Origin of the sequence: Streptomyces globisporus C-1027 (genome assembly GCF_000261345.2) — a bacterium.
Lineage (GTDB): Bacteria > Actinomycetota > Actinomycetes > Streptomycetales > Streptomycetaceae > Streptomyces > Streptomyces pakalii.
On sequence record NZ_CP013738.1, the window covers coordinates 6,884,823 to 6,908,816 of the forward strand.

Sequence of the window (23,994 nt, forward strand, 5' to 3'; positions counted from 1 at the left end):
TGCGAAGTCAGGTTACCGGCCCGTAGCGTCCCAGACGTGCCGATCGGGAACGCCCGGCTGCATGCGCAGATTTCGACAAGGTCGCAGACCGGCTTTGTCACCGAATGACAAGTGATCCGATCGCCGCCCCCGGCTCGTCGAAATCCGCTGTTCAACGGCTTGCCCTGGCGGTTTCGGCGGACATAACGTGCGCCCCCGGTGTATGTGTGACGAGCCGCCATCGCCTTTCTCAGAGCCGGAGCGTCAACCGATGAAAACGTTCACCGTCACTTCGAGGGAGGGCCGATGGGGATCGAAGTAGTCGTCGAGGGCCTGACGAAATCCTTCGGCAAGCAGAACATCTGGCAGGACGTCAGCCTCACCCTGCCCGCCGGTGAAGTGAGCGTCATGCTCGGTCCTTCCGGAACCGGAAAGACCGTTTTCCTGAAATCCATCATCGGGCTTCTGAAACCTGAACAGGGACGCGTCCTCATCAACGGCGTCGACATGGTGAACAGCCCGGAACGCGACATCATGGAGACCCGGAAACTCTTCGGCCTCATGTTCCAGGACGGGGCCCTCTTCGGCTCGATGTCGCTCTTCGACAACATCGCCTTCCCGCTGCGCGAGCACACCCGCAAGAAGGAATCCGAGATCCGTCGCATCGTGATGGAACGCATCGACATCGTCGGGCTCCTCGGCGCCGAGGGAAAGCTGCCGGGCGAGATATCCGGAGGCATGCGCAAGCGGGCCGGCCTCGCCCGCGCCCTCGTCCTGGACCCCCAGATCATCCTCTGCGACGAACCGGACTCCGGCCTCGACCCGGTCCGCACGGCCTACCTCTCGCAGCTCCTCATCGACCTCAACGCGCAGATCGACGCGACGATGCTCATCGTCACCCACAACCTCGACATCGCGGCGACCGTCCCCGACAACATGGGCATGCTGTTCTGCCGCAACCTCGTCACCTTCGGCCCGCGCGAGGTGCTGCTCACCAGCGACACCCCGGTCGTCTCCCAGTTCCTCGCCGGACGCCGCGAAGGACCCATCGGCATGTCCGAGGAGAAGGACGCCGCCACCCTCGCCGCCGAGCAGCTGGCCGACACCGTCCCGCTGCCCACCGGCCCCCGCACTGTCGTCCCCCAGCTGGAGCCCTCGCCCGGGATGCCCGTACGCCAGGGAGCGCTGCGCCGCCGGGAGCGGGTCATGTCGATGATGGGCCAGTTGCCGGAGGCCGCCCGTACGGCGATCCTCGACAGCTACGCCCCGGCCGCGGGAGGTGCGCGCACGTGACCGCCCCGATGCCGGTGCGGCCGCCGGAGCCGCCCGAGAGACCTCCGCCGGCCGACTCGGAGAAGGCCCCCGTCCAGGCCCGCCAGTCCCGGCTGCTCGCCCCGCTCCGCGAGACCGGGAAGCTGTTCGCGCTCGCCGTCGCCGTGGCCCGGGCCATCTTCCGCAGGCCGTTCCAGATGCGGGAGTTCATCGAGCAGTTCTGGTTCGTCGCGAGCGTCACCATCCTGCCCGCCGCCCTCGTCTCCATCCCGTTCGGCGCGGTCATCGCCCTCCAGGTCGGCTCCCTCACCCAGCAGCTCGGCGCCCAGTCCTTCACCGGCGGCGCCAGCGTCCTCGCGGTGATCCAGCAGGCGAGCCCGCTCATCGTGGCGCTGCTGATCTCCGGCGCCGCCGGCTCCGCGATCTGCGCCGACCTGGGCTCCCGCAAGATCCGCGAGGAACTCGACGCGATGGAGGTCATGGGCGTCTCGCCCATCCAGCGCCTCGTCGTCCCCCGGGTGCTCGCCACCATGCTCGTCGCCGTCCTGCTCAACGGGCTGATCTCGGTGGTCGGCACGCTCGGCGGCTACTTCTTCAACGTGATCATGCAGGACGGCACCCCGGGCGCCTACCTCGCGAGCTTCTCCGCCCTCGCCCAGCTGCCCGACCTCTACATCAGCGAGTTCAAGGCCCTGATCTTCGGCTTCATCGCCGGCATCGTCGCCGCCTACCGCGGCCTCAACCCCCGCGGCGGCCCCAAGGGCGTCGGCGACGCGGTCAACCAGTCCGTCGTCATCACCTTCATGCTGCTGTTCTTCGTGAACATGGTCCTCACGGCGATCTACCTCCAGATCGTCCCCGCGAAGGGGAGCTGACCGATGGCCATGCTGAACTGGCTCGACCGATCGGGCGATCAACTCACCTTCTATGTGAAGGCACTTGTCTGGATCCCGCGCACCCTGCGCCGCTATCTGCGTGAGGTCCAGCGACTCCTGGCCGAGGTCGCCTTCGGCAGCGGCGGACTCGGCGTCATCGGCGGCACCATCGGCGTGATGATCGCGATGACCCTGTTCACCGGCACGGTCGTCGGACTCCAGGGGTACGCCGCCCTCAACCAGATCGGCACCTCGGCCTTCACCGGGTTCGTCTCCGCCTACTTCAACACCCGGGAGATCGCCCCCCTGGTCGCCGGGCTCGCCCTCTCCGCCACCGTCGGCGCGGGTTTCACCGCCCAGCTCGGCGCGATGCGGATCAACGAGGAGGTCGACGCCCTGGAGGCGATGGGCGTCCGCTCCATGCCCTACCTCGTCACCACCCGGATCATCGCCGGAGTCGTCGCGATCATCCCGCTGTACGCGATCGGGCTGCTCTCCTCGTACGTCGCCTCCCGCTGGATCACCATCTTCTTCAACGGCCAGTCGGCGGGCACCTACGACCACTACTTCAACCTCTTCCTCTCCCCGCAGGACGTCCTGCTGTCGGTGCTCAAGGTGCTGATCTTCAGCGTGCTGGTGATCCTCGCCCACTGCTACTACGGCTTCCACGCCACCGGCGGCCCGGCCGGCGTGGGGGTGGCGGTCGGCCGCTCGGTACGCAACGCCATCGTGCTCATCAGCGTCACCGACTTCTTCCTCTCGCTCGCCATCTGGGGCGCCACGACGACGGTGAAGGTGGCCGGCTGATGCGCACATCCAGCACCCGCACCGTCCGTCGCCGCCTGGCCGGAGTCACCTTCCTGCTGGTGCCCGCCGTCCTGGTGTGGGTCTCGGTCTCCGTGTACGAGAAGGACTTCACGGACGACGCCACGGTCACCGTCCGCACCGGACCGGTCGGCAACGAGATGCACACCAACGCCGATGTGAAGCTCCGCGGCGTCGTGATCGGGCAGGTCCGCTCCATCGCGACCGACGGCGACGGCGCCCGGCTCACCCTGGCCATCGACCGAGACAAGCTCGGCCAGGTCCCCGCCGACGTCACCGCCCAGATGCTGCCGACGACCCTCTTCGGCGCGCGGTTCGTCGCTCTCGTCCCGCCCCGCATCCCCGCGGCCACCACGCTGCGGGCCGGGGCCGTCATCCCGCAGGACCGCTCCAGCAACGCCATCGAGCTGGAACAGGTCCTCGACAACGTCTTGCCGCTGCTGACCGCCGTGAAGCCCGAGAAGCTCTCCGCCACGCTGGGCGCCGTCTCCCAGGCGCTGGAGGGACGCGGTGAACGCCTCGGCGAGACGCTGACCACGCTGGATCACCACCTGAAGAAGTTCAACCCCCAACTCCCGACCCTCAACGCCGACATCAAGGAACTCGTCAAGGTGAGCACGCTGTACGCGGACGCCGCGCCGGACGTCCTCGACGCGCTGCGGGACGCCACGGTCACCAGCTCCACCCTCGCCGACGAGGAGGCGCGGCTCGCCGCGCTCCACGGCACCACCACGGCCGCCGCGCAGGACGTCACCTCCTTCCTGCGGGAGAACAAGGACAACCTCATCCGGCTCTCCGCCGCGAGCCGCCCCTCCCTCGAACTCCTCGCCGAATACGCCGAGTCGTTCCCCTGCACCCTGCGCACCATGGCCGGATTCGTGCCCGCCATGGACAAGGCGCTGGGCAAGGGAACCGACGAGCCGGGGCTGCACGTGTCGGTCAAGTCCGTTCCCTCGAAGGGGAAATACGTCCTCGGAAGGGACACCCCGGTCTACAACGCCACGGGCGGCCCGACGTGCTACTCGGTGCCGTACGTCGGCAAGCACGCCCCGACCGCCGACATCCGCCGGGCCACCGACGTCACCGCGCCCCCGCCCACCCGGGGCGACGGCTCCGACGGCACCGACACCGCGCTCGGACTGCCCAACTCGCCGCAGGAGTCCCAGCTCGTGAACGAACTGGTCGCCCCCTCGCTGAAGGTCCGGCCGGGAGAGCTGCCCGACTGGAGCAGCGTGCTCATCGGTCCGGCCTTCCGCGGTGCGGAGGTGAAGCTCAAGTGAAGCGCCGCTCGCTCGCGGGACCGATCGCCAAGTCCCTCGTCTTCATCGTCGTCACCGTCCTGGCCACCACCGTCCTCGGGCTCTCCATCGCCAACACGGGCGTCGGCGACACCACCACGTATAAGGCGCGGTTCACCGACGCCACCGGTCTCATCCCCGGCGACAGCGTCCGGATCGCCGGGGTGAAGGTCGGCCAGGTCGAATCCGTACGGGTCGCCGACCGGCGCGTGGCCGAGGTCGCCTTCGCCGTACGCAAGGGGCGCGACCTCCCCGCCTCGGTGACGGCGTCCATCAAGTACCTCAACATGGTCGGCCAGCGGTACGTCGACCTCGACCGGGGCCCCGGACCCGTCGGCCGGACCTTCGCGCCCGGGGACACCATCCCGCTCTCCCGCACCACCCCGGCCCTCGACCTCACCCAGCTCTTCAACGGCTTCCAGCCCCTCTTCGAAGGGCTGTCGCCGCCCGACGTCAACCAGCTCGCCGGCTCCATCGTCCAGGTCCTCCAGGGCGAGGGCGGCACCGTCGACAGCATCCTGCGGCACGTCGGGTCGCTCACCACGACCGTCGCCGCGAAGGACAAGGTGATCGGCGAGGTGATCACGAACCTCAACACGGTCCTCAAGACGGTCAACGACCGCGAGGAGGGCTTCGACGACCTCGTCGTCACCCTCCAGAAGCTCGTCACCGGATTCTCCGGCGACCGCAAACCGCTCGGCGAGGCCATCACCGCGATGGGTGCGCTCACCACCGTCACCGCCGACCTCTTCCAGGACGGCCGGAAGCCCCTCAAGGACGACATCCGCCAACTCGGACGGCTCAGCGGACAGTTGGAGAAGGGCACCCCGCAGATCGAGAACTTCCTCCAGAAGACCCCGGCCAAGATGGCGGCCATCAGCCGGCTGACGTCCTACGGATCGTGGCTCAACCTCTACCTCTGCGAAGCGAAGGTCAGCGGCGTCACCCATGACGACGGCAGCAAGCCGCCCACCGGCATCGCGATCACCCAACCGAGGTGCCTGGCATGAGACTCACCCCCATCCGGGAACGCAACCCGGTCGCCGTCGCCGTCGTCGGGCTCCTCGTCCTGGCCCTCGTCGGCCTCACCGCCTGGCGCGCCGACTCCCTGCCCTTCGTCGACAACGGCACGTCCTACAGCGCCGACTTCACCGAATCCGCCGGACTCGACGACGGCGACGAAGTGCGCATCGCCGGAGTGAAGGTCGGCGAGGTCACCGGCGTCTCCCTCGACGGCGCGAAGGTCCGCGTCGACTTCCGGGTCGAGGACGCCTGGATCGGCGACTCCTCCACCGTGGGCATCGCCATCAAGACCCTGCTCGGCGAGAAGTACCTCGCCGTCGACCCCCTCGGCGACGCCCCGCAGGACCCCGGCTCCCGGATCACCACGAGCCGCACGACCTCCCCGTACGACGTCACCCAGGCGTTCAACGGACTCGGCGAGACCATCGGCGAGATCGACACCGACCAGCTCGCCAAGAGCTTCGAGACGATCTCCGCCACCTTCAAGGACTCCCCGCCCCACGTCCGCAGCGCCGCCGAAGGGCTCTCCGCCCTCTCCCGTACGGTCTCCGAACGCGACGCCCAGCTCGCCACCCTGCTCAGCAGCAGCAAGAAGCTGACCCGGACCCTCGACGGGAAGAAGAGCAGCTTCGAAACGCTCCTGGAGGACGGAAACCTGCTGCTCGGCGAGATCCGGGCCCGCCGCGACTCCATCCATCTGCTGCTCACCGGCACCCGCGACCTCGGCACCCAGCTCACCGGACTCGTCAAGGACAACGACAAGCAGCTCGGGCCGACCCTGGCCTCCCTCGGCCGCGTCACCGCCGTCCTGGTGAGGAACCGCAAGAGCCTGGACAAGGTCCTCGCCACGACCGGCTCCTACAGCCGGCTCGTCGGCAACACCCTCGGCAGCGGGCGCTGGTTCGACAACTACGTCTGCGGTGTCGTGCCCAGGAACTATCTCCCCGCCGGCACACCCCCGGCGACCGGATGCATGCCACCCCGGCAGCAAGGGGGCCGCTGACATGAGACGCACCCGCATCACCGGCATCGGCGCCGGACTCGCCCTCGTCGCCGTCGTGGCCGCCACCGGCGTGAGCGCCCTGGAGGAGGACGGGAAGACCACCGTCACCGCCTACTTCGACCGGGCCACGGGCGTCTACGCCGGATCCGACCTGCGGATCCTCGGCGTCAAGGTCGGCACCGTCGACTCCGTCGAGCCGCGCGGCAAGGAGGTGAAGGTCGTGCTGCGCCTCGACCGGGGCATCGACGTCCCCGAGGATGCCCACGCCGTCGTCGTCGCCCCCAGCCTCGTCGCCGACCGCTACATCCAGCTCGCCCCGGCCTACGGCGGCGGCCCCCGGCTCGCCGCCGGCGCGGTGCTGCCCGCCGCCCGCAACGCCACCCCCGTCGAGGTCGACGAGCTGTACGCCTCCATCACCGAACTCTCCACCGCGCTCGGCCCCGACGGCGCCAACGCGAACGGGGCGCTCGCCCGGCTCCTGGACACCGGGGCGAAGAACCTCGACGGGAACGGCAAGGCCATCGGGGACTCCATCGAGCAGTTCGGCAAGGCCACCAAGACGCTCGACAAGAGCAGCGGAGACCTGTTCGACACCCTGAAATACCTCCAGAGCTTCACCACGATGCTGAAGGAGAACGACGGCAACGTCCGCAGCGCCGAGCAGCAGCTGAACACGGTCACCACCTTCCTCGCCGACGACAAGAAGAACCTCAGCGCCGCCCTCAAGGAGCTCGGCACCGCCCTCGGCCAGGTCAAGGCCTTCATCGCCAAGAACCGCGGCTCGCTCAAGAAGAACGTCGAGGCTCTCGTGCCGATCACCCAGGCGCTCGTCGACCAGCGCGCCTCGCTCGCCGAGGCGATGGACACCCTGCCGCTTGCCGCGGGCAACGTCCTCAACGCCTACGACCCGGCCCACCGCACCCTGAACGGGCGGACCAACCTCAACGAACTGTCCATGGGCGGACCGCTGGTGGAGCCCGGGGCCGCCGCCGCGGCGAGCCGGCTCACCGGCCTCGCCCCCGTCGACGCGACGCGCCGCAAGGCGCTGCCCGTCCTCCCGCTGCCCGAGGTCGGCACGGTCTACGGCACCCCCGAGAAGCAGCCCGGCAAGCCCGGCGAGGCCGGAAAGGCAGGCACGTCAGGCCGGGCCGACGAGGAGAAGGGGGCCGAGCGATGAACGACGAGATCCGGCGCAGACCCGCCGCACGTGCGGCCGTCGGCGCGGTCGCGCTGCTCGCCACCGGCGCGCTGCTCGCCCTGGTCGTGGTCCGCCCCGACGCCCCCTCCTTCACCGGCATCGAGCAGATCCCGCTGCCCGGCGGCGCGGACCTCGGCGACCGGCCGTATCAGGTCACCGCCGAGTTCGGCGACGTCCTCAGCCTCGCCCCGCAGTCCTCGGTCAAGGTCAACGACGTCTCGGTGGGGCGGGTCACGAAGATCACGCTCGCCCCGGACGGCTGGCGGGCCCGGGTCACCATGCAGGTCAACGGCAAGGTCGAGCTTCCCGCCAACGCCTACGCCCGGCTCGAACAGTCCAGCCTGCTCGGCGAGAAGTTCATCCAGCTCGCCCCGCCCCCCGAGGGCACCGCCCACGGATCGCTCGCGAGCGGCGGCCGCATCCCCGTCTCCCGCACCAACCGGAACCCCGAGGTCGAAGAGGTCTTCGGAGCCCTGTCCATGCTTCTCAACGGGGGCGGCGTCAACCAGCTCAAGACCATCACCACCGAGCTGAACAAGGCGCTCGCCGGGCAGGAACCGCAGATCCGCTCCGTGCTCGACCGGGTCGACACCCTCGTGACCAACCTGGACGAGAACAAGGGCGACATCACCCAGGCCCTCGACGGCGTCAACCGGCTCGCCACCACCCTCGCCACCCGCAAACAGGACGTCGGCACCGTCCTCACCGGACTCAGCCCCGGACTCAAGGTCCTGGAGAAGCAGCGCGGCTCCCTGCTGACCATGCTGCGCTCCCTCGACACCCTGTCCACGGTCGCCGTCGACACCATCAACCGGAGCAAGGCCGACATGATCGCCGACCTCAAGGCGCTCGCCCCGACCCTCAAGGCGCTCGCCGACTCCGGCCAGGACCTCCCGAACTCGCTCCAGGTGCTGCTGACCTACCCCTTCACGGACGAGGTACTGCGCGGGGTCAAGGGCGACTACCTCAACGTCTACCTGGACGTGACGGCCATGCCCGGCACGCAGATCATCCCGGCCCTCACCCCGGACCCCCCGGGGATTCCCCAGCCCCCGGCCGAGGGCGAGGAACCGGCCGCCTCGGCCAAGGGCGCGCTGCCGCTTCCACTCCCGCTGCCCGCCGTGTCGGGCACGCCGAAGACCACCGCTCCGGGCACGTCGAAGACCACGAAGGAGGCGACACCGTGATCACCCTCGCCGTCCGGCTGAAGAACCTCGCCTTCCTCGTCATCGCCGTCCTCGTCCTCGGCTACCTGGGCGTCCGCTACGCCGACCTCGGCCACTACGTCGGACTGCGCAGCTACTACACCGTCACGGTCCAACTCCCGCAGACGGGCGGCCTGTACACCCACTCCAACGTGACCTACCGGGGCGTCTCCGTGGGCCGCGTCGGCCCCATCGAGCTGACCGAGAACGGCGTCGAGGCCGAGCTGCGGATCGAGAAGGACGCCCCGCGGATCCCGGACAGTCTCACCGCCGTCGTGGCGAACCTCTCGGCGGTCGGCGAGCAGTACGTCGATCTGCGGCCCACCCGCACCGAGGGCCCCTTCCTGGGCAACGGCTCGGTCATCGACGAAGCCGACACGACCATTCCGGCACCCCCCACCGACGTCCTCACCAGCGTCGACGACCTGGCGAGCTCGGTGAACCTGGAGAGCCTGCGGACCGTCGTCGAGGAGTTCGGGGCCGCCTTCGAAGGGCGCGGCGACGACCTCCAGGTCCTCCTCGACACCAGCGGCGACTTCATCGAGACCGCGGACCGGGCCCTGCCGGTCACGACCCGGCTGATGGCCGACGGCGAGCAGGTCCTGCGCACCCAGGCCGAACAGGGCAAGGCGCTCAAGGGATTTGCCAGGGGCGCGAAGGAGCTGGCCGCCGAACTCAAGGGTTCCGACGCCGACCTGCGCCGCCTCATCGCGACCACCCCGGACGCCGCCGTCCAGATCAGCGGAATGCTGCGCGACGTGGACCCGGCCTTCGGCGTCGTCGTCGCGAACCTCCTCACCACATCGGAAGTGGCCGTCACCCGCCAACGCGGCCTGGAGGAACTCCTCGTGAAACTCCCCGCCGTCGCCGCCGCCGGGGCGAGCGCGGTCGACGACGACGGCGCCCGGTTCGGGATGTCCGTCACCTTCTTCGAACCCCTGCCCTGCACCGCCGGCTACGGCGGCACGGTCTACCGCAACGGGCTCGACACCTCGGCCGGGCCCGCCGTGAACACCGCCGCCCGCTGCACGTCCTCGCCCGGCACCGGCATCAACGTCCGGGGCAGCGCCAACGCCCCCAAGGGCGGACCGGTGCCGAAACCCGCCGTCTCGGGCTCGATGAAGCTGCCCGGAGCCGTGGACGGGGCAGCCGCGACCTCCCAGCCGCCGGCCGAGGACATGGCCGGGCTGCTGGGCCTGGGAGGCGGCTCATGACTCCCCGCCCCCGGCACCTGGGAGCCTGGACCGTCCTCCTCGTCGCCGCCCTGCTCTGCGGCCTGGGGGCCTGGTCGTACGGGCAGGCGCGCGGCGACCACTCCCTCTCCTACGCGAAGGCCCGCGACACGGCCCTGGCCGAGGGAAAACGGCACCTCGCGACGCTGAACAGCCTCGACGGTGAGAACGCGCAGCGGGTCGACGACGGGTTACGGGCCTGGCTGGACTCCTCCACCGGCCCGCTCCACGACGAACTGGCGCGGACCCGGAAGGCCGACGCGAAGTCCCTCACGACGGCGGGCGACACGGCCCGGGGCACCGTCACGTCGGCGGCGCTCACCGCCCTGGACGAGCGCACCGGTACGGCGGAGCTGATCGCCACCGTGGACGTCGAGGTCACCCCGCGCTCCGGGACGGCGGGAACCCAGCGCAAGCGGTTCGGGGCGACCCTCGCCCGTACGGCCGACGGCTGGAAGGTCAAGGCACTCACGGCGATCGGGCCGGGCGGCGGCCGATGAGCGCGAGCGGAGGAACGACGACGGTGAGCAGCGATGCCGCCCTCGACCCCGAGGCCGAGGAGGCCCGAACGGGCACGCCGGACCCGGAAAACGGAGCGGACGTGTCCCGCCGCCGGTGGCCGCGTATCCTCGGCGCCCTGCTGACGATCGCCCTGATCGCCACGGGCGGCGTCCTGTACGCCGAAGGGCGCCAGCTGCGCGACACCCCGGCCACGGCGAACCTGGCGCTCACCGACGCGGAGGCGACGACCCGGGTCACCGGCGATGTCAGCAGCGCGCTCAGCAAGGTCTTCTCGTACGGTCCCGGGGCCACCGCCACCACCAAGGCGGCAGCAAAAGAGGTCCTGGCGGGCAAGGCGCTCCAGCAGTACGCGGCGCTGTTCGGCCAGGTCGAGCGGCAGTCCGCCGACCAGAAGCTGACGCTCACCACCGAGGTCGTCCGGGCCGGCGTGACCCGGCTGACCGACGACAGCGCCCACCTCCTGGTCTTCCTCGACCAGGTCTACGAACGCCGGGGCCGCACCCCCACCACCGCCTCGGCGCAGCTCACGGTGACCGCCGAACTGCGCGACGGACGCTGGTGGATCGTCGAGATCGGCTCCACATGACGGCGGCCCGGAGGCGATGGCGGACGGGACCGGTTCGGCAGGCAGGGGAGAGGCAGCGCATGGCACGGCGGCGGACGACGACAGTGAACACCGAGACGAGCAGGACCACCGGGAAGAGAAACCCCGTCCTGCTCGCCGCCCTGGCCCTGGTGGTCTGCGCGGCCGGAGCGGCGGGCTGGGGTGGCTGGCAGCGGTACGAGGTCTCGCACGACGACGCGGCGTCCTTCGCGCAGGCGCGGGACGACGCGCTGGCAGCGGGGGAACAGGCGGTGCAGAACATGAACACGCTGGACCACAAGGCGCTGGAGCAGGGGCTCGACAGCTGGGAGCAGTCCACCACCGGCGACCTCCACCGCCAACTGGTCGACGGGCGGCATGATTTCGCCCGCCAGATCGCCGAGGCGAAGACGGTGAGCACGGCGAAGGTCCTTTCCGGGGCGGTGACCGAACTGGACCAACGGGCCGGACGGGCAGGGGTGATGGTCGCCCTACGGGTCACCGTGACCGCGCCCGAGGGTGAACCGGCGGTGAAGGAGAGCCGGTTGCTCGGCACCCTCACCAGGACCGCCGGGGGGTGGAAGCTCAGCGCCCTGGGCCAGGCGCCCGTCGGCTCCACGGGCGGCTGACCTCCGCGCCGCACCCCGCCCACCCCGTACGCCCCGGAGAGGATCCACCCATGTCGACGACCCGTCATCTCGTCAACCGCCGCCGCCGGCTGGCCACGACCCCTTCCCGTACGGCGGGAGCCGGGACGGAACCGGCGTACGGAGAGCCCGGCACCGTCGAAGCCGAGCCCGTCGCCGCTGACGACAGCGCGCCCGACGCGCCTGACGCCGTTGAAGCCGCGCCCGACACCGAACCCGACACCGAGCCCGACGCCGCTGACGACAGCCGTGCGCACGAGGCTCCCCACCCCCGGGCCTCCCGCCTCCGGATCACCCTGCCCGCCGTGCTCTGCGCGCTCACCGTGCTTCTCGGTGCCGTCGCCGTCTGGGCGTTCGCCTCGGCGAGCAGTCTCCGCGACGAGCCCGCCCGGCAGAACGCCGCGCTCACCGACATCGGCCGCACCAGCGAGGTGAAGGGCCGGATCAGCGAGGCGGTCGGCGCGGTGTTCAGTTACGACTACGCCTCGCCCGCCCGGTCCGACCGTGCGGCGAGCACCTATCTGACCGGCCGGGCCGTGCAGCAGCACAAGGACATGCTCGCCGACGTCCGGGAACAGGCCCCCGAACAGAAGCTCGTCCTGACCACCACCGTCACCGAGAGCGGGGTCGAGTTCCTCGACGGCGACCGCGCCCGGCTGCTGATCTTCGCCGACCAGAGCAACACCCGTACGGGCAAGGACGAGGAGACGACGTACGCGGCGGCCATGTTCGCCGTGGACGCCGTCCGCCGCGGCGACACCTGGCTGATCGCCGCCATCGACACGTTCACCCGCTGAGCGAAGGGATTCCGCATGAGCTTCCACCGCACGGTGCGCCGCCGGCTCGGCACCACGGCCACCGCCGTCGCCGCGATGACCGCGCTCACCGCCTCCCAGGCCCCGGGGCTCGCCCTGCCCGAGCCGCGGAAGGAGAAGGCGGCGGCCTCCGACGACGTGGTGTGGACCGAGGTGCCGGGCGACGACGTCTACCACACCGAGTTACCGCCGCTGCGGTCCCCGAAGCCGCCCGCACCCCTGAAGCCCGGGAAGAAGCCGAACCCCCTCGTGGCCCGCGCCTGGTCCGAGGCGGGCATCCCGGCCACCGTCCTGGCCGCCTACCGCAAGGCCGAGAGCGCGGTGGGCCGCAGCGACCCGGGGTGCGGGCTGCCGTGGCAGCTGCTCGCGGCGATCGGCAAGGTCGAGTCCGGCCAGGCGTCCGGCGGGCGGGTCGACGCGCGCGGGACGACCCTCACGCCGATCCTCGGCCCCGCGCTCGACGGCAACGGCTTCGCCCTGATCCGGGACACCGACGACGGGGCGTACGACGGCGACGGCACCTACGACCGGGCCGTCGGGCCCATGCAGTTCATCCCGTCCACCTGGGCGGCCTGGGGCGCGGACGGCAGCGGCGACGGCCGGAAGGACCCGGACAACATCTACGACGCGGCGCTCGCCGCCGGGCACTACCTCTGTGCCGGGCCGCGCGATCTGACCCGCCGAGCCGACCTGGACCGGGCGGTCCTCAGCTACAACCGCTCCGACACCTACCTGCGGACGGTGCTGTCCTGGCTGGAGTTCTACCGCAACGGCATCCACCCCGTCGCCGACGGCGAGGGCGTCCTCCCGGTCAGCCCCGGCCCCGGTGGGAAGACCCGCCCCAGCTCCCCGGTCGGCGGTCCCGGTGCTCCGGAGCGTCCCGGCAAGGACGACGGAGGCGTCGTCGTCGGGCCGCAGCCGACCAGGCCGCCGAGCCCGACCCCCACGCCCCGCCCGACGGGCCCCGGCTCCCCGAGCCCCAGCCCCGACCCGACGGACCCGGGCCCCGGACCCACCGACCCCGGTCCGAGCCCCAGCCCCGACCCGACCGACCCGGGCCCCAGCCCTGATCCGACCGGCCCCAGCCCCAGCCCCGACCCGACCGGGCCCACCACACCGCCCGACCCGGGCGGGACCGACCCGGGCTGCCCGGGCGAAACGCCGTCCCCGCCCCCGGCGGACCCCTCGCCGTCCGGCACGGCTCCGGGCGGCCAGGACGAGCCTGACGACCCGTGCGGCCCGGGGGAGGAAGCCGCGGTCTGAGTCACGCCCATTCCCTCCCGTCGGCCGGGAGGCCCGAATTCCGCTTTGCTCCCGGAGCCGCCGGAAAAGACAGCGGCAAAAAAGGTGAGTGACTTTCCGCATCCGCTGGGTACCCGGGCTCATGAGGGCCCGGGGAGGCCCTCACCTTTTCTGGGAGGGAATGCGATGAAGAAGGCCATCCTGGCTGCGGTTTCGGTTTCTCTGGGGGCTACGGCACTGGTGGGGTGCGGCGGTGGAGGATCCGATGAAGCGTTCGACGGAAAGAGTGCGGACACCATCGCTGCGGACGCGGTCAAGGCGACGCGTGACGCGAAATCCCTGCGGATCGTCGGAAAGGCGAAGCAGCCCGGCGGCAACGAGATCGGCATCGACTTCCATGTCGACGACCAGGACCACTGCACGGGCACCATGACCGGACAGGGCGCCAAGGCCGATGTCCTCCAGGTCGGGCAGAGCGTCTACGTACGGGGCGACGAGAAGTTCTGGCAGAACACGCTGAAGGGGAAGCCCGGCACCGAAGAGGTGGTCAAGCAGGTGCAGGGCAAGTGGGTGGCCTCCGATCCGGCGCAGTCCGGCACGGAGGGGATGTGCGACAAGCAGGCCGCCCTCGCCATGCTGGACAGCGACAAGTCCGAACGCAAGGGAATGAAGAAGGGCGAGACGACGGAGGTCGACGGCAAACCCGCGCTGATCCTGGAGAAGAAGCAGGAGAACGGCGAGAAGATCACCATGTACGTGGCCACCGAGGGTGAGCCCTATGTTCTCAAGGCGGTTTCCGAGGGCGGCGAAGCGCCGAGCGAGACGGTGCTGAGCGATTACAACAAGAAGGTCGAAGCCGAGAAGCCCGCCGCCGATGACGTGGTGGATCTGAAGAAGATCAACGCCTGAGGCATTCCGCTTTTGGGGCGCTGAGAAGGACGGTAAAGAAAGGTGGCTCCTCCACCAGTGGGCGGAGGAGCCACCTTTTTCTCGGCCCCGTGGCGGAAAAGCCCTGGCTCAATCCTGGCCGGGATGGTCGCCCGGCCCGTGCGCCCGGCCGGTAAGCGGCGTGGGCGAGAGGTCCGCCCGCTCCTCGCCCGGCTCCAGCAGAGTGTCCGCCGGTCCGACGATCAGCGGGTCCGGGTTCCCGACGGCCTTCTCGTCCTTGCTGTCGTAGTCGAACCGCGACAGGAGACTGCGCATCGCCTCCAGCCGGCCGCGCTTCTTGTCGTTGTTCTTCACCACGGTCCACGGCGCGTCATCGGTGTCCGTGGCCCGGAACATCTCGACCTTCGCGGCCGTGTACTCGTCCCACAGGTCGAGCGACGCCAGGTCGGTCGGCGACAGCTTCCACTGGCGGACCGGGTCGACCTGCCGGATCGCGAACCGGGTCCGCTGCTCGCCGCGGGAGACCGAGAACCAGAACTTCACCAGCAGCACGCCGTCCTCGACGAGCATCCGCTCGAACTGCGGTGCCTGGCGCAGGAAGTGCTCGTACTGCTCCGTGGTGCAGAAATCCATCACCCGCTCCACACCGGCCCGGTTGTACCAGGACCGGTCGAAGAAGACGATCTCCCCGGCGGTCGGGAGCTCGGCCACATAGCGCTGGAAGTACCACTGGCCGCTCTCACGCTCGGTGGGCTTCTCCAGGGCGACCACGCGCGCACCCCGCGGGTTCAGCCGCTCGGTGAAGCGCTGGATGGTGCCGCCCTTGCCCGCCGCGTCCCGCCCCTCGCACAGGACCACCAGCCGCTGCCCGCTCTCGCGGACCCAGCGCTGGAGCTTGAGCAGTTCTATCTGGAGGACGCGCTTGGCCGGCTCGTACTCCTTGCGCCGCACCCGTCGGTCGTACGGGTAGTTCTCCCGCCACGTGTCGATCGGACGGCCCCGCTCGTCCAGCAGGACGGGCTGCTCGGGACGGCTGCCGTCCACGGTCAGCCCCTTCAGCAGCTCCGCCGGATCGGTCCCCGGTCCTTCGGTCATCGCCCTGGTTCTCCCCGCTCGCCTCGTCGCCCACCGGTGCGGGAGAGGGCCCGCCCCGCCGCGGGTGGGCCCTCTCCCGCACCGGAACGTGCCCCCAGGACCGCCGTCCATGCCCGCGGCCGAGGGTTCAGCCGCCTGACAGCACCTCGGACAGATCGTAGGAGACGACCTCCTCCAACTGCGCGTACGTACAGCTCGCGGGGGACCGGTCCGGCCGCCACCGGCGGAACTGGGTGGTGTGCCGGAACCGGTCGCCCTCCATGTGGTCGTACGCCACCTCGCAGACCCGCTCCGGGCGCAGCGGCACCCAGGACTGGTCCTTCTTGCCCGTCCAGCGGTTCTGGGTTCCCGGCAGCCGCGACTGCTCGTGCGCCGCCGCGTCCGCCCAGGCGCCCCACGGGTGCTCGGCGAACTCGCAGCGCAGCGGGGCGAGTTCCTCGGCCAGCTCGGCACGCCGCTTCATAGGGAAGGCCGCGCAGACCCCGACGTGCTGGAGCACGCCACCGGTGTCGTACAGGCCGAGCAGGAGCGAGCCGACGACCGGGCCGCTCTTGTGCTCGCGGTAGCCCGCCACCACGACGTCGGCGGTCCGCTCGTGCTTGATCTTGTACATCGCGCGGGTGTCGGGCCGGTAGGGCAGGTCGAGCGGCTTGGCCACGACCCCGTCGAGCCCGGCCCCCTCGTACCGGTCGAACCACTCCCGGGCGACCTCGATGTCCGTGGTGGACGGGGCGAGGAGCACGGGCGCGGAGGCGCCGGAGAGGGCGGCCGTCAGCACGGCCCGCCGGTCCGCCTGCGGGGTGCTCAACAGGGAGGTGTCGTCGATCGCGAGGACGTCGAAGGCGATGAAGCTCGCCGGGGTCTGCTCGGCGAGCATCCGCACCCGGGAGTCCGCCGGATGGATGCGCTCGCTGAGCCGCTCGAAGTCGAGCCGCCCCTCGTGGGCGATGACGATCTCTCCGTCGATCACACAGCGCGGCGGGAGGTTGTCCCGTACGGCGTCGACCAGATCGGGGAAGTAGCGGGTCAGGGACTTGCCCGTACGGCTGCCGATCTCGACCTGATCGCCGTCCCGGTAGACGATCGCCCGGAAGCCGTCCCACTTCGCCTCGTACGCCATGCCTGGCGGGATCTTGGCCACCGACTTGGCGAGCATCGGCTTCACGGGCGGCATCACCGGCAGGTCCATGGCCCGATTCTGGACCCCGCATCGACCCGTGTCGCCCGATGTGCGGCATATGTGCGACCGGCCTACGGTGGCCGTCATGGGAGCAGCGGTGGAGCTGGACGCGGGCGGACGGGCCGTGAGGCTGTCCAACCCGGACAAGGTGTACTTCCCGGAGAAGGGCTACACCAAGAGGGACGTGGCCGAGTACTTCCTGGCCGTCGGCCCCGGCATCACCCGTGCCCTGAACCACCGGCCGACCACGCTCCAGCGCTTCGTGGACGGGGTCGAGGGCGACTTCTTCTACCAGAAGCGCGCCCCGAAGAACCTCCCCGAGTGGATCCCCACTGCCCAGATCGCCTTTCCCAGCGGCCGTCCCGCGCACGAGATCTGCCCGACCGAGCTCGCCGCCGTGATCTGGGCCGCCAATCTCGGCACCCTCACCTTCCACCCCTGGCCGGTGCGGGCCGGGGACACCGACCACCCGGACGAACTGCGCATCGACCTGGACCCGCAGCCCGGCACCGACTACGCCGACGCCGTCACCGCCGCCCACGAACTGCGCTCCGTCCTGGAGGACCACGGCGTACGCGGCTGGCCCAAGACCTCCGGCGGACGCGGGATGCACGTCTTCGTGCCCATCGAGCCCGCCTGGACCTTCGTCGAGGTGCGGCGCGCCGCCATCGCCGCCGGGCGCGAGCTGGAGCGGCGGATGCCCGAGCGGGTGACGACCGCCTGGTGGAAGGAGGAACGCGGCGAGCGGATCTTCGTCGACTTCAACCAGACCGCCCGTGACCGCACCATCGCCTCCGCCTACTCCGTACGCCCCTTCCCGCACGCCCCGGTCTCCGCACCGCTGCGCTGGGACGAGATCGACGACGCCGAACCCCGCGACTTCGACATCCGGACCCTCCCGGTGCGTTACGCCGAACTCGGCGACGTCCACGCCGATATGGACCAGGAGGCCTTCCGGCTCGACGGGCTGCTGGAACTGGCCGACCGGGACGAGAAGGAACGCGGGCTCGGCGACCTGCCCTACCCGCCGGAGTACCCGAAGATGCCCGGCGAGCCCAAGCGCGTCCAGCCCAGCCGCGCCCGCCACGACGACGAGGACCCCGTGTGAGCGGAAGCAGCGAGAGGCACGGCGCGCACGGGCGGCCCCTCACCCTCCGTGAACGCTGGGAGGCGTACAAGAACAGCCCGTTCCTCCCCGCGACCGTCCTCGTCCTCATCGTCGCCGCCGCGGCCGGTCTCTTCGCCGGCTCCTACACGTACGCGATGGCGAACCCCACCCCGCACCGGATCCCGGCGGCCCTGGTCACCCAGCCGGAGGTGGCGCGCGGCGAGGCGTTCGTCGCGGGGATGGAGAAGGCCCTCGACGCCTCGCTCGAACTCCACGACTACCCGGACGTCGCCGACGCCCGCCGCGCCCTGGACGAACAGAAGGTCTTCACCATCGTCCGCGCGTCGGACGACGGGGTGGCGCTCGACGTGGCCGGCGCCTCGGGCGCCTCGGTGGCCGAGCTGCTCGGCAAGGCGGGGATCGAGGTCGGGGACGCCACCGGTGTCGAGGTCACCGTGCGGGACGTCAAGCCGCTCCAGCGGGGCGACCCGCGCGGGCTCGCCCTGTTCTACATCTCGCTGGCCGCCGTCATCATGGGCTTCCTCGGCGCGATCCAGCTCAGCGTGCACGCCCACGGCCTCAACCCGGCCGAGCGCATCGCCTTCACCGTCGCCTACGCCCTCCTCGGCGGCTTCGCCATCGCGGCGGCCGTGGACTGGTGGCTCGGGGCGGTGGACCTGCCGTTCGTCCAGTCCTGGCTGATCCTGGCGTTCACGATGTTCACCTCCGGCATGGTCTTCACCATGTTCAACACCCTGATGGGCCGCTGGGCGATGATCCCGACGTGGGGCGTCATGGTGCTGCTCGGCAACCCGTCGTCCGGCGGGGCGGTGTCCTGGCCGCTGCTGCCCTCCGCGCTCGGCCACATCGGCCGCTGGCTGCCGCCCGGAGCCTCCGTCAACGCCCAGCACACCGCCGTCTACTACCAGGGCCACCAGTTCGTCTTCCCGTATCTGGTGCTCGCCGCCTGGGCGCTGGTCTCCTGCACGGTCTTCTGGGTATGGCGGCACCGACACCCAGGTGGCCGCGCCCGCACGCCGGAGCATGCGGCCGCGGCCACCTGAGAGCTTCTCCTTACGCGTTACCGCACGGCTTACAGCTCCTTGATGCGGATGTCGCGGTACGAGATGACGTCGGTGACGCCGTGCACCTGGAGCCCGATGTAACCGGAGGCGAACCGCCGGCCGTCGGTGCCCGGGTCGTCGCCCCGCGGCGGCTCGAAGAGCTGACCGCCGGTGTTGTCGAACTCGTTGATCAGGACACCGTTGCGGTAGATCTCGTAGTGCTGGCCGACCACCTTGATCTCGTAGTCGTTCCAGGTGCCCTTGGGCGTGACCCCGGCGCCGCCGAGACCCACCCGGTCGAAGCCGTACACCGAACCGGTCTTGTACATGTCGCCGTCCGGCCGGTCGTTGACCTGGATCTCATGGCCGTACTTGATGGCGACCCACTCCGGACGCGACTCCTCCGGGTGGTCGTGGACCTTCGGGAAGCGGACGAAGACCCCGCCGTTGGCGTTGCCCGAGCCCGGGGCGTCGTCCCGCCACTGGAGCTTCAGCGAGTAGTCGCCGTAGGCCCGGTTCGGCAGCCACAGCATGCCCATCCCCTCCACCTCGGTGGAGCTGGTGATCGAGCCCTCCTCCTCGTTCAGCTCGAACTTGCCGCCGCCGACCTGCTCCCACTTGGCGAGCGAGGCCGCCGTGCCGTCGAAGAGCTTGGTGTAGCCCTCGGACTGGCCCGGTTTGCCGATGCCCGACTTCTTGGCGGCCTGGTTGATCGCCTTGCGCTCGCGCTGGTCGATGACGCCGTCGGTCTTCAGCTTGTCGAGGACCGCCGTCACGTGCTTGAGGAACAGGGCATGGGAGGACCAGTCCTTCTCGTCCTCGATCAGCTCGTTGATCGTGCAGCGGTTACGGGTGATCCGGTTCGGGACGCCCGTGTCGACCGTGCCGACGAAGACGGTGTGCCGCTCGTCGAACTCCGCACAGTTCGGCGCGGGAACCCCGCCGCCCTGGGCGATGGTGAACGACGCCTTCTTCGCCTCGGAGGTGTTGCCCGCCTTGTCCGTCGCCCGGTGGGCGATGGTGTGGTGGCCGACCCGGTCGACGATCACCGGGGTGGTGTACGCGAGGTACGGTCCGCCGTCGAGGCTGTACTCGACCTTGTTCACGCCCGAGTCGTCGTCGGTCGCGGTGACGGTCGCCTTGGCGCTGGTGATGAACGCGCCGTCGCTGTTCCTGTCGCCCTCGACCTTCACCGAGGTCTCCGGAGCCGTCTGGTCCTGCGACGGCGGCTCGACCACGGTGAACGCGACGGACTTCTCGTCCGCGACGTTGCCCGACCGGTCGGTGGCCCGGTAGCGGACGGTGTGCTCGCCCAGCTCGTGGACCATCACCGGTGCGGTGTAAGGCTTCCACTCGCCGGCCGCGCCGAGCGCGTACTCGATGGTGTTGACGCCGGACCCGGTGTCGGACGCGGTCACGGTGACCGTGGCCATGCCCAGGTACGCGCCCGCGTCGTCCTTCTCGCCGGTGACGGTCGCCGAGGTCTCCGGCGGTGTCTCGTCGTCGGTCGGCGGGGCCGCCACCGCGAAGTCGACGGATTTCTCCTCGGCGGCGTTGCCTGCCTTGTCGGTGGCCCGGTAGCGGACCGTGTGGTCGCCGACCTCGTTCACCACGATGGGCGTGGTGTAGGGCTGCCACTCGCCGTCCGGGCCGAGTGCGTACTCGACGGTGTCGACGCCGGAGCCCGCGTCGGTGGCCTCGACGGTCACCGTGGCCTGGCCGATGTACGCGCCGTCGCCGTTCTGGTCGCCGTCGACCTTCGCCGAGGTCGCCGGGGCCTCGGTGTCATCCCCGCCACCGCCCTCGGTGACGGTCAGCACGCCCTTCATCTGCCCGTGGCCGGGGATCGTGCAGTGGTAGTAGTACTTGCCCGGCGTCAGCGTGACCTCGACGCTGTGCTTGCCGCCCTCGGCGTCGCTCGGGTTGGCCAGGATGTTGAGCTGGACGTCCTGGTTGTACTCCGGGTCCGACGTACTGAACGTCAGCGTGTGCGGCATGCTCGTCGTGTTGCCGGTGGCCGTGCTGTTCTCGAAGACGATCGTCGCCTTGCCGGCCACCGCCGTCTCGGGCGCGGTCAGGTAGCGGTCGATCGGGTCGCCCGCGGTCCAGGTGAGCACCTGGTCGGCGGCCTTGGCCTCGGGAGCGTCGCCGCCCTTGCCGTACGCGGCCGTCGAGGTCAGCCCGAGGACCATCAGGAGGGAGGCCAGCAGGGCCACCCAGAAACTCCGCGGACGATGCCGCCTGCGTGCGAGGTAGGGATGGTGTCTCACTTCGCCGCCGCCTTCCCGACGAGATCCGCGGCGGCCGGCGTCGCGCCGCCGCCCTTGTACGACACGCGCCACAGCGCGGACTTGGAGTCGGAGGTGAAGAAGCCGCGCCCGTAGTCCAGGACGTACAGCGAACCGTCCGGGGCGAACTTCCAGTCCATCAGATTGCGGATGCCGTCCGCCCCGACCGGGATGATCTTCTTCAACGACTCGGCGTGCGTGGGCAGTCCGCCCTTGCCGACCGTCTTCGGGTCGGTGATCACGGCGTGCCGGGGCTGCGTGTCGTCGTAGAAGTCACCGACGAACCACTTGCCGTCCCAGTAGGCCGGCCACTTGGCGGTGGACTCGCTCTGCGCGTCGTAGCGGTAGACCGGGCCGTTCATCGTGGCCTGGCCGCCGCCCTTGAGCCAGGGCAGCAGCTGCTTGCCCTCCTCCGGCTTGTAGCTCGGTACGCCGTTGGCGTCGCGCGGGTAGTCGACCCCGCCGCCCTGCGGCGAGTACCAGATGGTGTTCGGGGTCACCGGCGGCAGCTTGACCAGGCCGTCGTTGTTCGGCGACTCGTTCTTCGGGGCGTTGCAGTCGTACCAGCCCAGCGGCTTCGTCGGGTCCGGCAGATTGCGGTCGCGGTAGGGCTGGTTGTTGCCCATGCAGTACGGCCAGCCGTGGTTGCCCGCCTTGGTGATCGCGGCGAACGTGTCGTACTTCGCAGGGCCCCAGGTGGTCGACGGTGATCCCGCGTCGGGTCCGACCCAGCCCGCGTACAGCGTGTCCGTCGACGGGTCGATCGAGATCCGGGCCGGGTTGCGCACGCCCATCACGTAGATCTCGCCGCGCGTCTTGCCGCCGCCCTCGTCCGGCTCCTTGCCCGTGAAGAGGTTGCCGGAGGGCAGGGTGTAGGTGCCGTCGTCCTCGGGGTGGATCCGCAGGATCTTCCCGTTGAGGTTGTTGGTGTTGCCCGCGGTGCGCCGCGCGTCGGCGAAGGAGACGCCCTTGTAGTTCGGCTGCGGGTTGTTGCCGGAGTAACCGTCGCTGAAACCCGAGGAGTTGTTGTCACCGGTCGCGATGTACAGGTTGTCCTTCGAGTCCCAGGCCATCCCGCCGCCCGCGTGGCAGCAGCTGTTGATCTGCACCGGCCAGCCCAGCAGCACCTTCTCCGACGCCAGGTCCAGCTTGCCGGTCGCGGAGTCGAAGGTGAAGCGCGAGACCTGACGGGTCGCCATGCGCTTGTCACGGTCGATCTTCGCGTGCGGCGTGTAGTGCAGGTAGACCCAGCCGTTGGACGCGAAGTCGGGGTCAAGCTCGATGCCGAGCAACCCCTCCTCGTTCTTGACCAGTTCGTCGCCGCCACCCTTGTTGCCGAAGACGTCCAGCGCACCCGCGAGGGTGACCTTCTTGGTCTTCGGGTCGTAGAAGTGGATCTCGCCCTTGCCCTTGCCGATGTTCGGGTCGGCCCAGTCGATGACGACCGGCTGGGAGCTGTCGGCCCCGCCGCGCCCGATGTAGAAGACCCGTCCGTCCGGCGCGGTGACCATGCCGTGCGGCTCGCCGATCTGGTCGTTCTGGCCCGGCTGGTTGGGCTGGGTGACCCGCTCGGCGGTGTAGTTCGACGTGATCGTGGCCTTGCAGTCGGCCTGCGAGGTCCGGTTCGTCCAGGAGAGCGCCCCGCGCAGATGGTCGCGGAAGTCGGTCTCCGCGAAGCTGTCCGCCGTACCGCCCATCGCCGTGTAGAAGGAGCGGCCGCCGTCGTAATCGCGGCACCAGGAGACCGGGTGGTCCCAGCCGTTGGCGCCCTCGCCCGGCTTGTACGTCAACTCCCTTACGCGCGCCACTGTGTGGACGTCACCGGACGGGTTCTTCGTCCAGTTCAGCCACTTGTCGGGGCGCTTCCACTCCAATGGCAGGCTCTTGGTGGCCGGGTGGACCCGGTCCCCGATCTCCACGGTCGCCCGCTGCACGGCCGCCGGGCTCTTCGCCGCCGGACGGGCCCCGACCAGACCCGTGAACCAGTCGGAGTACGGCTCGGTGCGCGCCGCGTCATGGATGCCGAGGAAGCCGCCGCCCGCCTCCATGTACGCCTCCAGGCCCGCCTCCTGCTCCGGGTCGAGGACGTCGCCCCCGCCGGTCAGGAAAACGACGGCGTGGAAGGAGCCGAGCCGCTTGCCGTTGGTGAAGACCTTCGGGTCGGCGGTGGCCACGGTGGTGAACCGCTGGGCCTCCGGGCCGGACAGCCCGATCTTCTCGATCGCCGCGATGCCGGCGTCGGTGTACGGAGCCTCGTCGCCCGCCGACGCGTGGAAGACCAGCACCTTCACCTGGTTCTTCGCGCCCGGCGGCGACGGCAGGGACAACGTTGTCGCCATCTTCTCGACCAGGGCCCGGTCCGGCGACTGGTCCGCGCTGGCCGGGCCGCCGCCGCCCAGCATGGACACGGTCAGTGCGCCGGCCGCCACGGCCGCCGCGAGGCCGCGTCGTGATCTGGACCGGTGATGTGATGCGCGCTGCATGTGGTCACCCACCCCTCTGTGGTCACTGCACCTCTCGGTGACTGTGGCTTGCTCACTCTGCGTCAGGACGCTTCAGCAACTCTTGTTTCACTGCGACAGCGCACGAAGCTAGACCTCTTTTCGCGGTCCGCCAATAGCTACGGCAGCAATCGCACGAACTTTGTCCTGA

The 23,994-nt window shown here is 70.3% G+C and carries 21 protein-coding genes; 17 read left to right on the forward strand and 4 right to left on the reverse strand.

Annotation, left to right across the window (positions count from 1 at the left end):
• The first annotated feature begins 285 nt into the window (after positions 1–285).
• The 15 genes from WQO_RS30395 (at position 286) to WQO_RS30465 (ending at position 14,628) form a co-directional block, all read left to right on the forward strand.
• The gene (locus WQO_RS30395) at positions 286–1,272 is read left to right on the forward strand and encodes an ABC transporter ATP-binding protein (protein WP_010058115.1); all 987 of its coding nucleotides are present in this window, start codon (positions 286–288) and stop codon (positions 1,270–1,272) included.
• Entirely contained in the window at positions 1,269–2,126 is an 858-nt protein-coding gene (locus WQO_RS30400) for an MlaE family ABC transporter permease (RefSeq protein WP_010058113.1), read from the forward strand. Before WQO_RS30395 ends, WQO_RS30400 begins: the two co-directional genes overlap by 4 nt.
• Positions 2,127–2,129: 3 nt before the next feature.
• The gene (locus WQO_RS30405) at positions 2,130–2,933 is read left to right on the forward strand and encodes an MlaE family ABC transporter permease (RefSeq protein ID WP_010058112.1); all 804 of its coding nucleotides are present in this window, start codon (positions 2,130–2,132) and stop codon (positions 2,931–2,933) included.
• Positions 2,933–4,231 (forward strand): MCE family protein, encoded by a 1,299-nt coding sequence (locus WQO_RS30410; RefSeq protein ID WP_010058111.1) that lies wholly within the window; start codon positions 2,933–2,935, stop codon positions 4,229–4,231. The genes WQO_RS30405 and WQO_RS30410 overlap by 1 nt, the downstream gene beginning before the upstream one ends.
• Complete coding sequence (locus WQO_RS30415; RefSeq protein ID WP_010058110.1) at positions 4,228–5,259, forward strand: MCE family protein; 1,032 nt, start codon at positions 4,228–4,230, stop codon at positions 5,257–5,259. Before WQO_RS30410 ends, WQO_RS30415 begins: the two co-directional genes overlap by 4 nt.
• Complete coding sequence (locus WQO_RS30420) at positions 5,256–6,275, forward strand: MCE family protein (protein WP_010058109.1); 1,020 nt, start codon at positions 5,256–5,258, stop codon at positions 6,273–6,275. Before WQO_RS30415 ends, WQO_RS30420 begins: the two co-directional genes overlap by 4 nt.
• 1 nt (position 6,276) lies before the next feature.
• Positions 6,277–7,452 (forward strand): MCE family protein, encoded by a 1,176-nt coding sequence (locus tag WQO_RS30425; protein ID WP_010058108.1) that lies wholly within the window; start codon positions 6,277–6,279, stop codon positions 7,450–7,452.
• Positions 7,449–8,660, forward strand: coding sequence for an MCE family protein (locus WQO_RS30430; protein ID WP_010058106.1), 1,212 nt, complete (start codon positions 7,449–7,451; stop codon positions 8,658–8,660). The genes WQO_RS30425 and WQO_RS30430 overlap by 4 nt, the downstream gene beginning before the upstream one ends.
• The gene (locus WQO_RS30435; protein WP_010058105.1) at positions 8,657–9,892 is read left to right on the forward strand and encodes an MCE family protein; all 1,236 of its coding nucleotides are present in this window, start codon (positions 8,657–8,659) and stop codon (positions 9,890–9,892) included. Before WQO_RS30430 ends, WQO_RS30435 begins: the two co-directional genes overlap by 4 nt.
• Positions 9,889–10,410: a hypothetical protein gene (locus WQO_RS30440; protein WP_010058104.1), complete on the forward strand. Its 522-nt coding sequence runs from the start codon at positions 9,889–9,891 to the stop codon at positions 10,408–10,410. Before WQO_RS30435 ends, WQO_RS30440 begins: the two co-directional genes overlap by 4 nt.
• Before the next feature lie 23 nt (positions 10,411–10,433).
• Positions 10,434–11,018 (forward strand): hypothetical protein, encoded by a 585-nt coding sequence (locus tag WQO_RS30445; protein ID WP_010058103.1) that lies wholly within the window; start codon positions 10,434–10,436, stop codon positions 11,016–11,018.
• A gap of 59 nt (positions 11,019–11,077) precedes the next feature.
• Positions 11,078–11,644: a hypothetical protein gene (locus WQO_RS30450; RefSeq protein WP_032747891.1), complete on the forward strand. Its 567-nt coding sequence runs from the start codon at positions 11,078–11,080 to the stop codon at positions 11,642–11,644.
• 50 nt (positions 11,645–11,694) lie between these two features.
• Positions 11,695–12,459 (forward strand): hypothetical protein, encoded by a 765-nt coding sequence (locus tag WQO_RS30455; protein ID WP_010058101.1) that lies wholly within the window; start codon positions 11,695–11,697, stop codon positions 12,457–12,459.
• 15 nt (positions 12,460–12,474) lie between these two features.
• Positions 12,475–13,740: a lytic transglycosylase domain-containing protein gene (locus WQO_RS30460; protein ID WP_010058100.1), complete on the forward strand. Its 1,266-nt coding sequence runs from the start codon at positions 12,475–12,477 to the stop codon at positions 13,738–13,740.
• Positions 13,741–13,905: 165 nt separating this feature from the next.
• Positions 13,906–14,628: a hypothetical protein gene (locus tag WQO_RS30465; RefSeq protein WP_010058097.1), complete on the forward strand. Its 723-nt coding sequence runs from the start codon at positions 13,906–13,908 to the stop codon at positions 14,626–14,628.
• 108 nt (positions 14,629–14,736) lie between these two features.
• On the opposite strand, the gene ppk2 is transcribed toward WQO_RS30465, so the two are convergent.
• The gene (gene ppk2 / locus WQO_RS30470) at positions 14,737–15,702 is read right to left on the reverse strand and encodes a polyphosphate kinase 2 (RefSeq protein ID WP_010058095.1); all 966 of its coding nucleotides are present in this window, start codon (positions 15,700–15,702) and stop codon (positions 14,737–14,739) included.
• Between the two features lie 127 nt (positions 15,703–15,829).
• Positions 15,830–16,891, reverse strand: a complete 1,062-nt coding sequence (locus tag WQO_RS30475; protein WP_058954153.1) for an ATP-dependent DNA ligase — start codon at positions 16,889–16,891, stop codon at positions 15,830–15,832.
• 76 nt (positions 16,892–16,967) lie between these two features.
• On the opposite strand from WQO_RS30475, the gene ligD reads away from it, so the two are divergent.
• Positions 16,968–17,990 (forward strand): non-homologous end-joining DNA ligase, encoded by a 1,023-nt coding sequence (ligD, locus tag WQO_RS30480; RefSeq protein ID WP_237274182.1) that lies wholly within the window; start codon positions 16,968–16,970, stop codon positions 17,988–17,990.
• Positions 17,987–19,054: an ABC-2 transporter permease gene (locus tag WQO_RS30485; RefSeq protein ID WP_010058091.1), complete on the forward strand. Its 1,068-nt coding sequence runs from the start codon at positions 17,987–17,989 to the stop codon at positions 19,052–19,054. Before ligD ends, WQO_RS30485 begins: the two co-directional genes overlap by 4 nt.
• Positions 19,055–19,083: 29 nt before the next feature.
• Here the strand turns inward: WQO_RS30485 and WQO_RS30490 are convergent, their stop codons facing one another.
• Positions 19,084–21,324 carry an OmpL47-type beta-barrel domain-containing protein gene (locus WQO_RS30490; protein WP_029182056.1) on the reverse strand — a complete coding sequence of 747 codons (2,241 nt, stop codon included), beginning with the start codon at positions 21,322–21,324 and terminating at the stop codon, positions 19,084–19,086.
• Positions 21,321–23,771 (reverse strand): ThuA domain-containing protein, encoded by a 2,451-nt coding sequence (locus tag WQO_RS30495; protein ID WP_010058089.1) that lies wholly within the window; start codon positions 23,769–23,771, stop codon positions 21,321–21,323. Before WQO_RS30495 ends, WQO_RS30490 begins: the two co-directional genes overlap by 4 nt.
• Between the last annotated feature and the right edge of the window lie 223 nt (positions 23,772–23,994).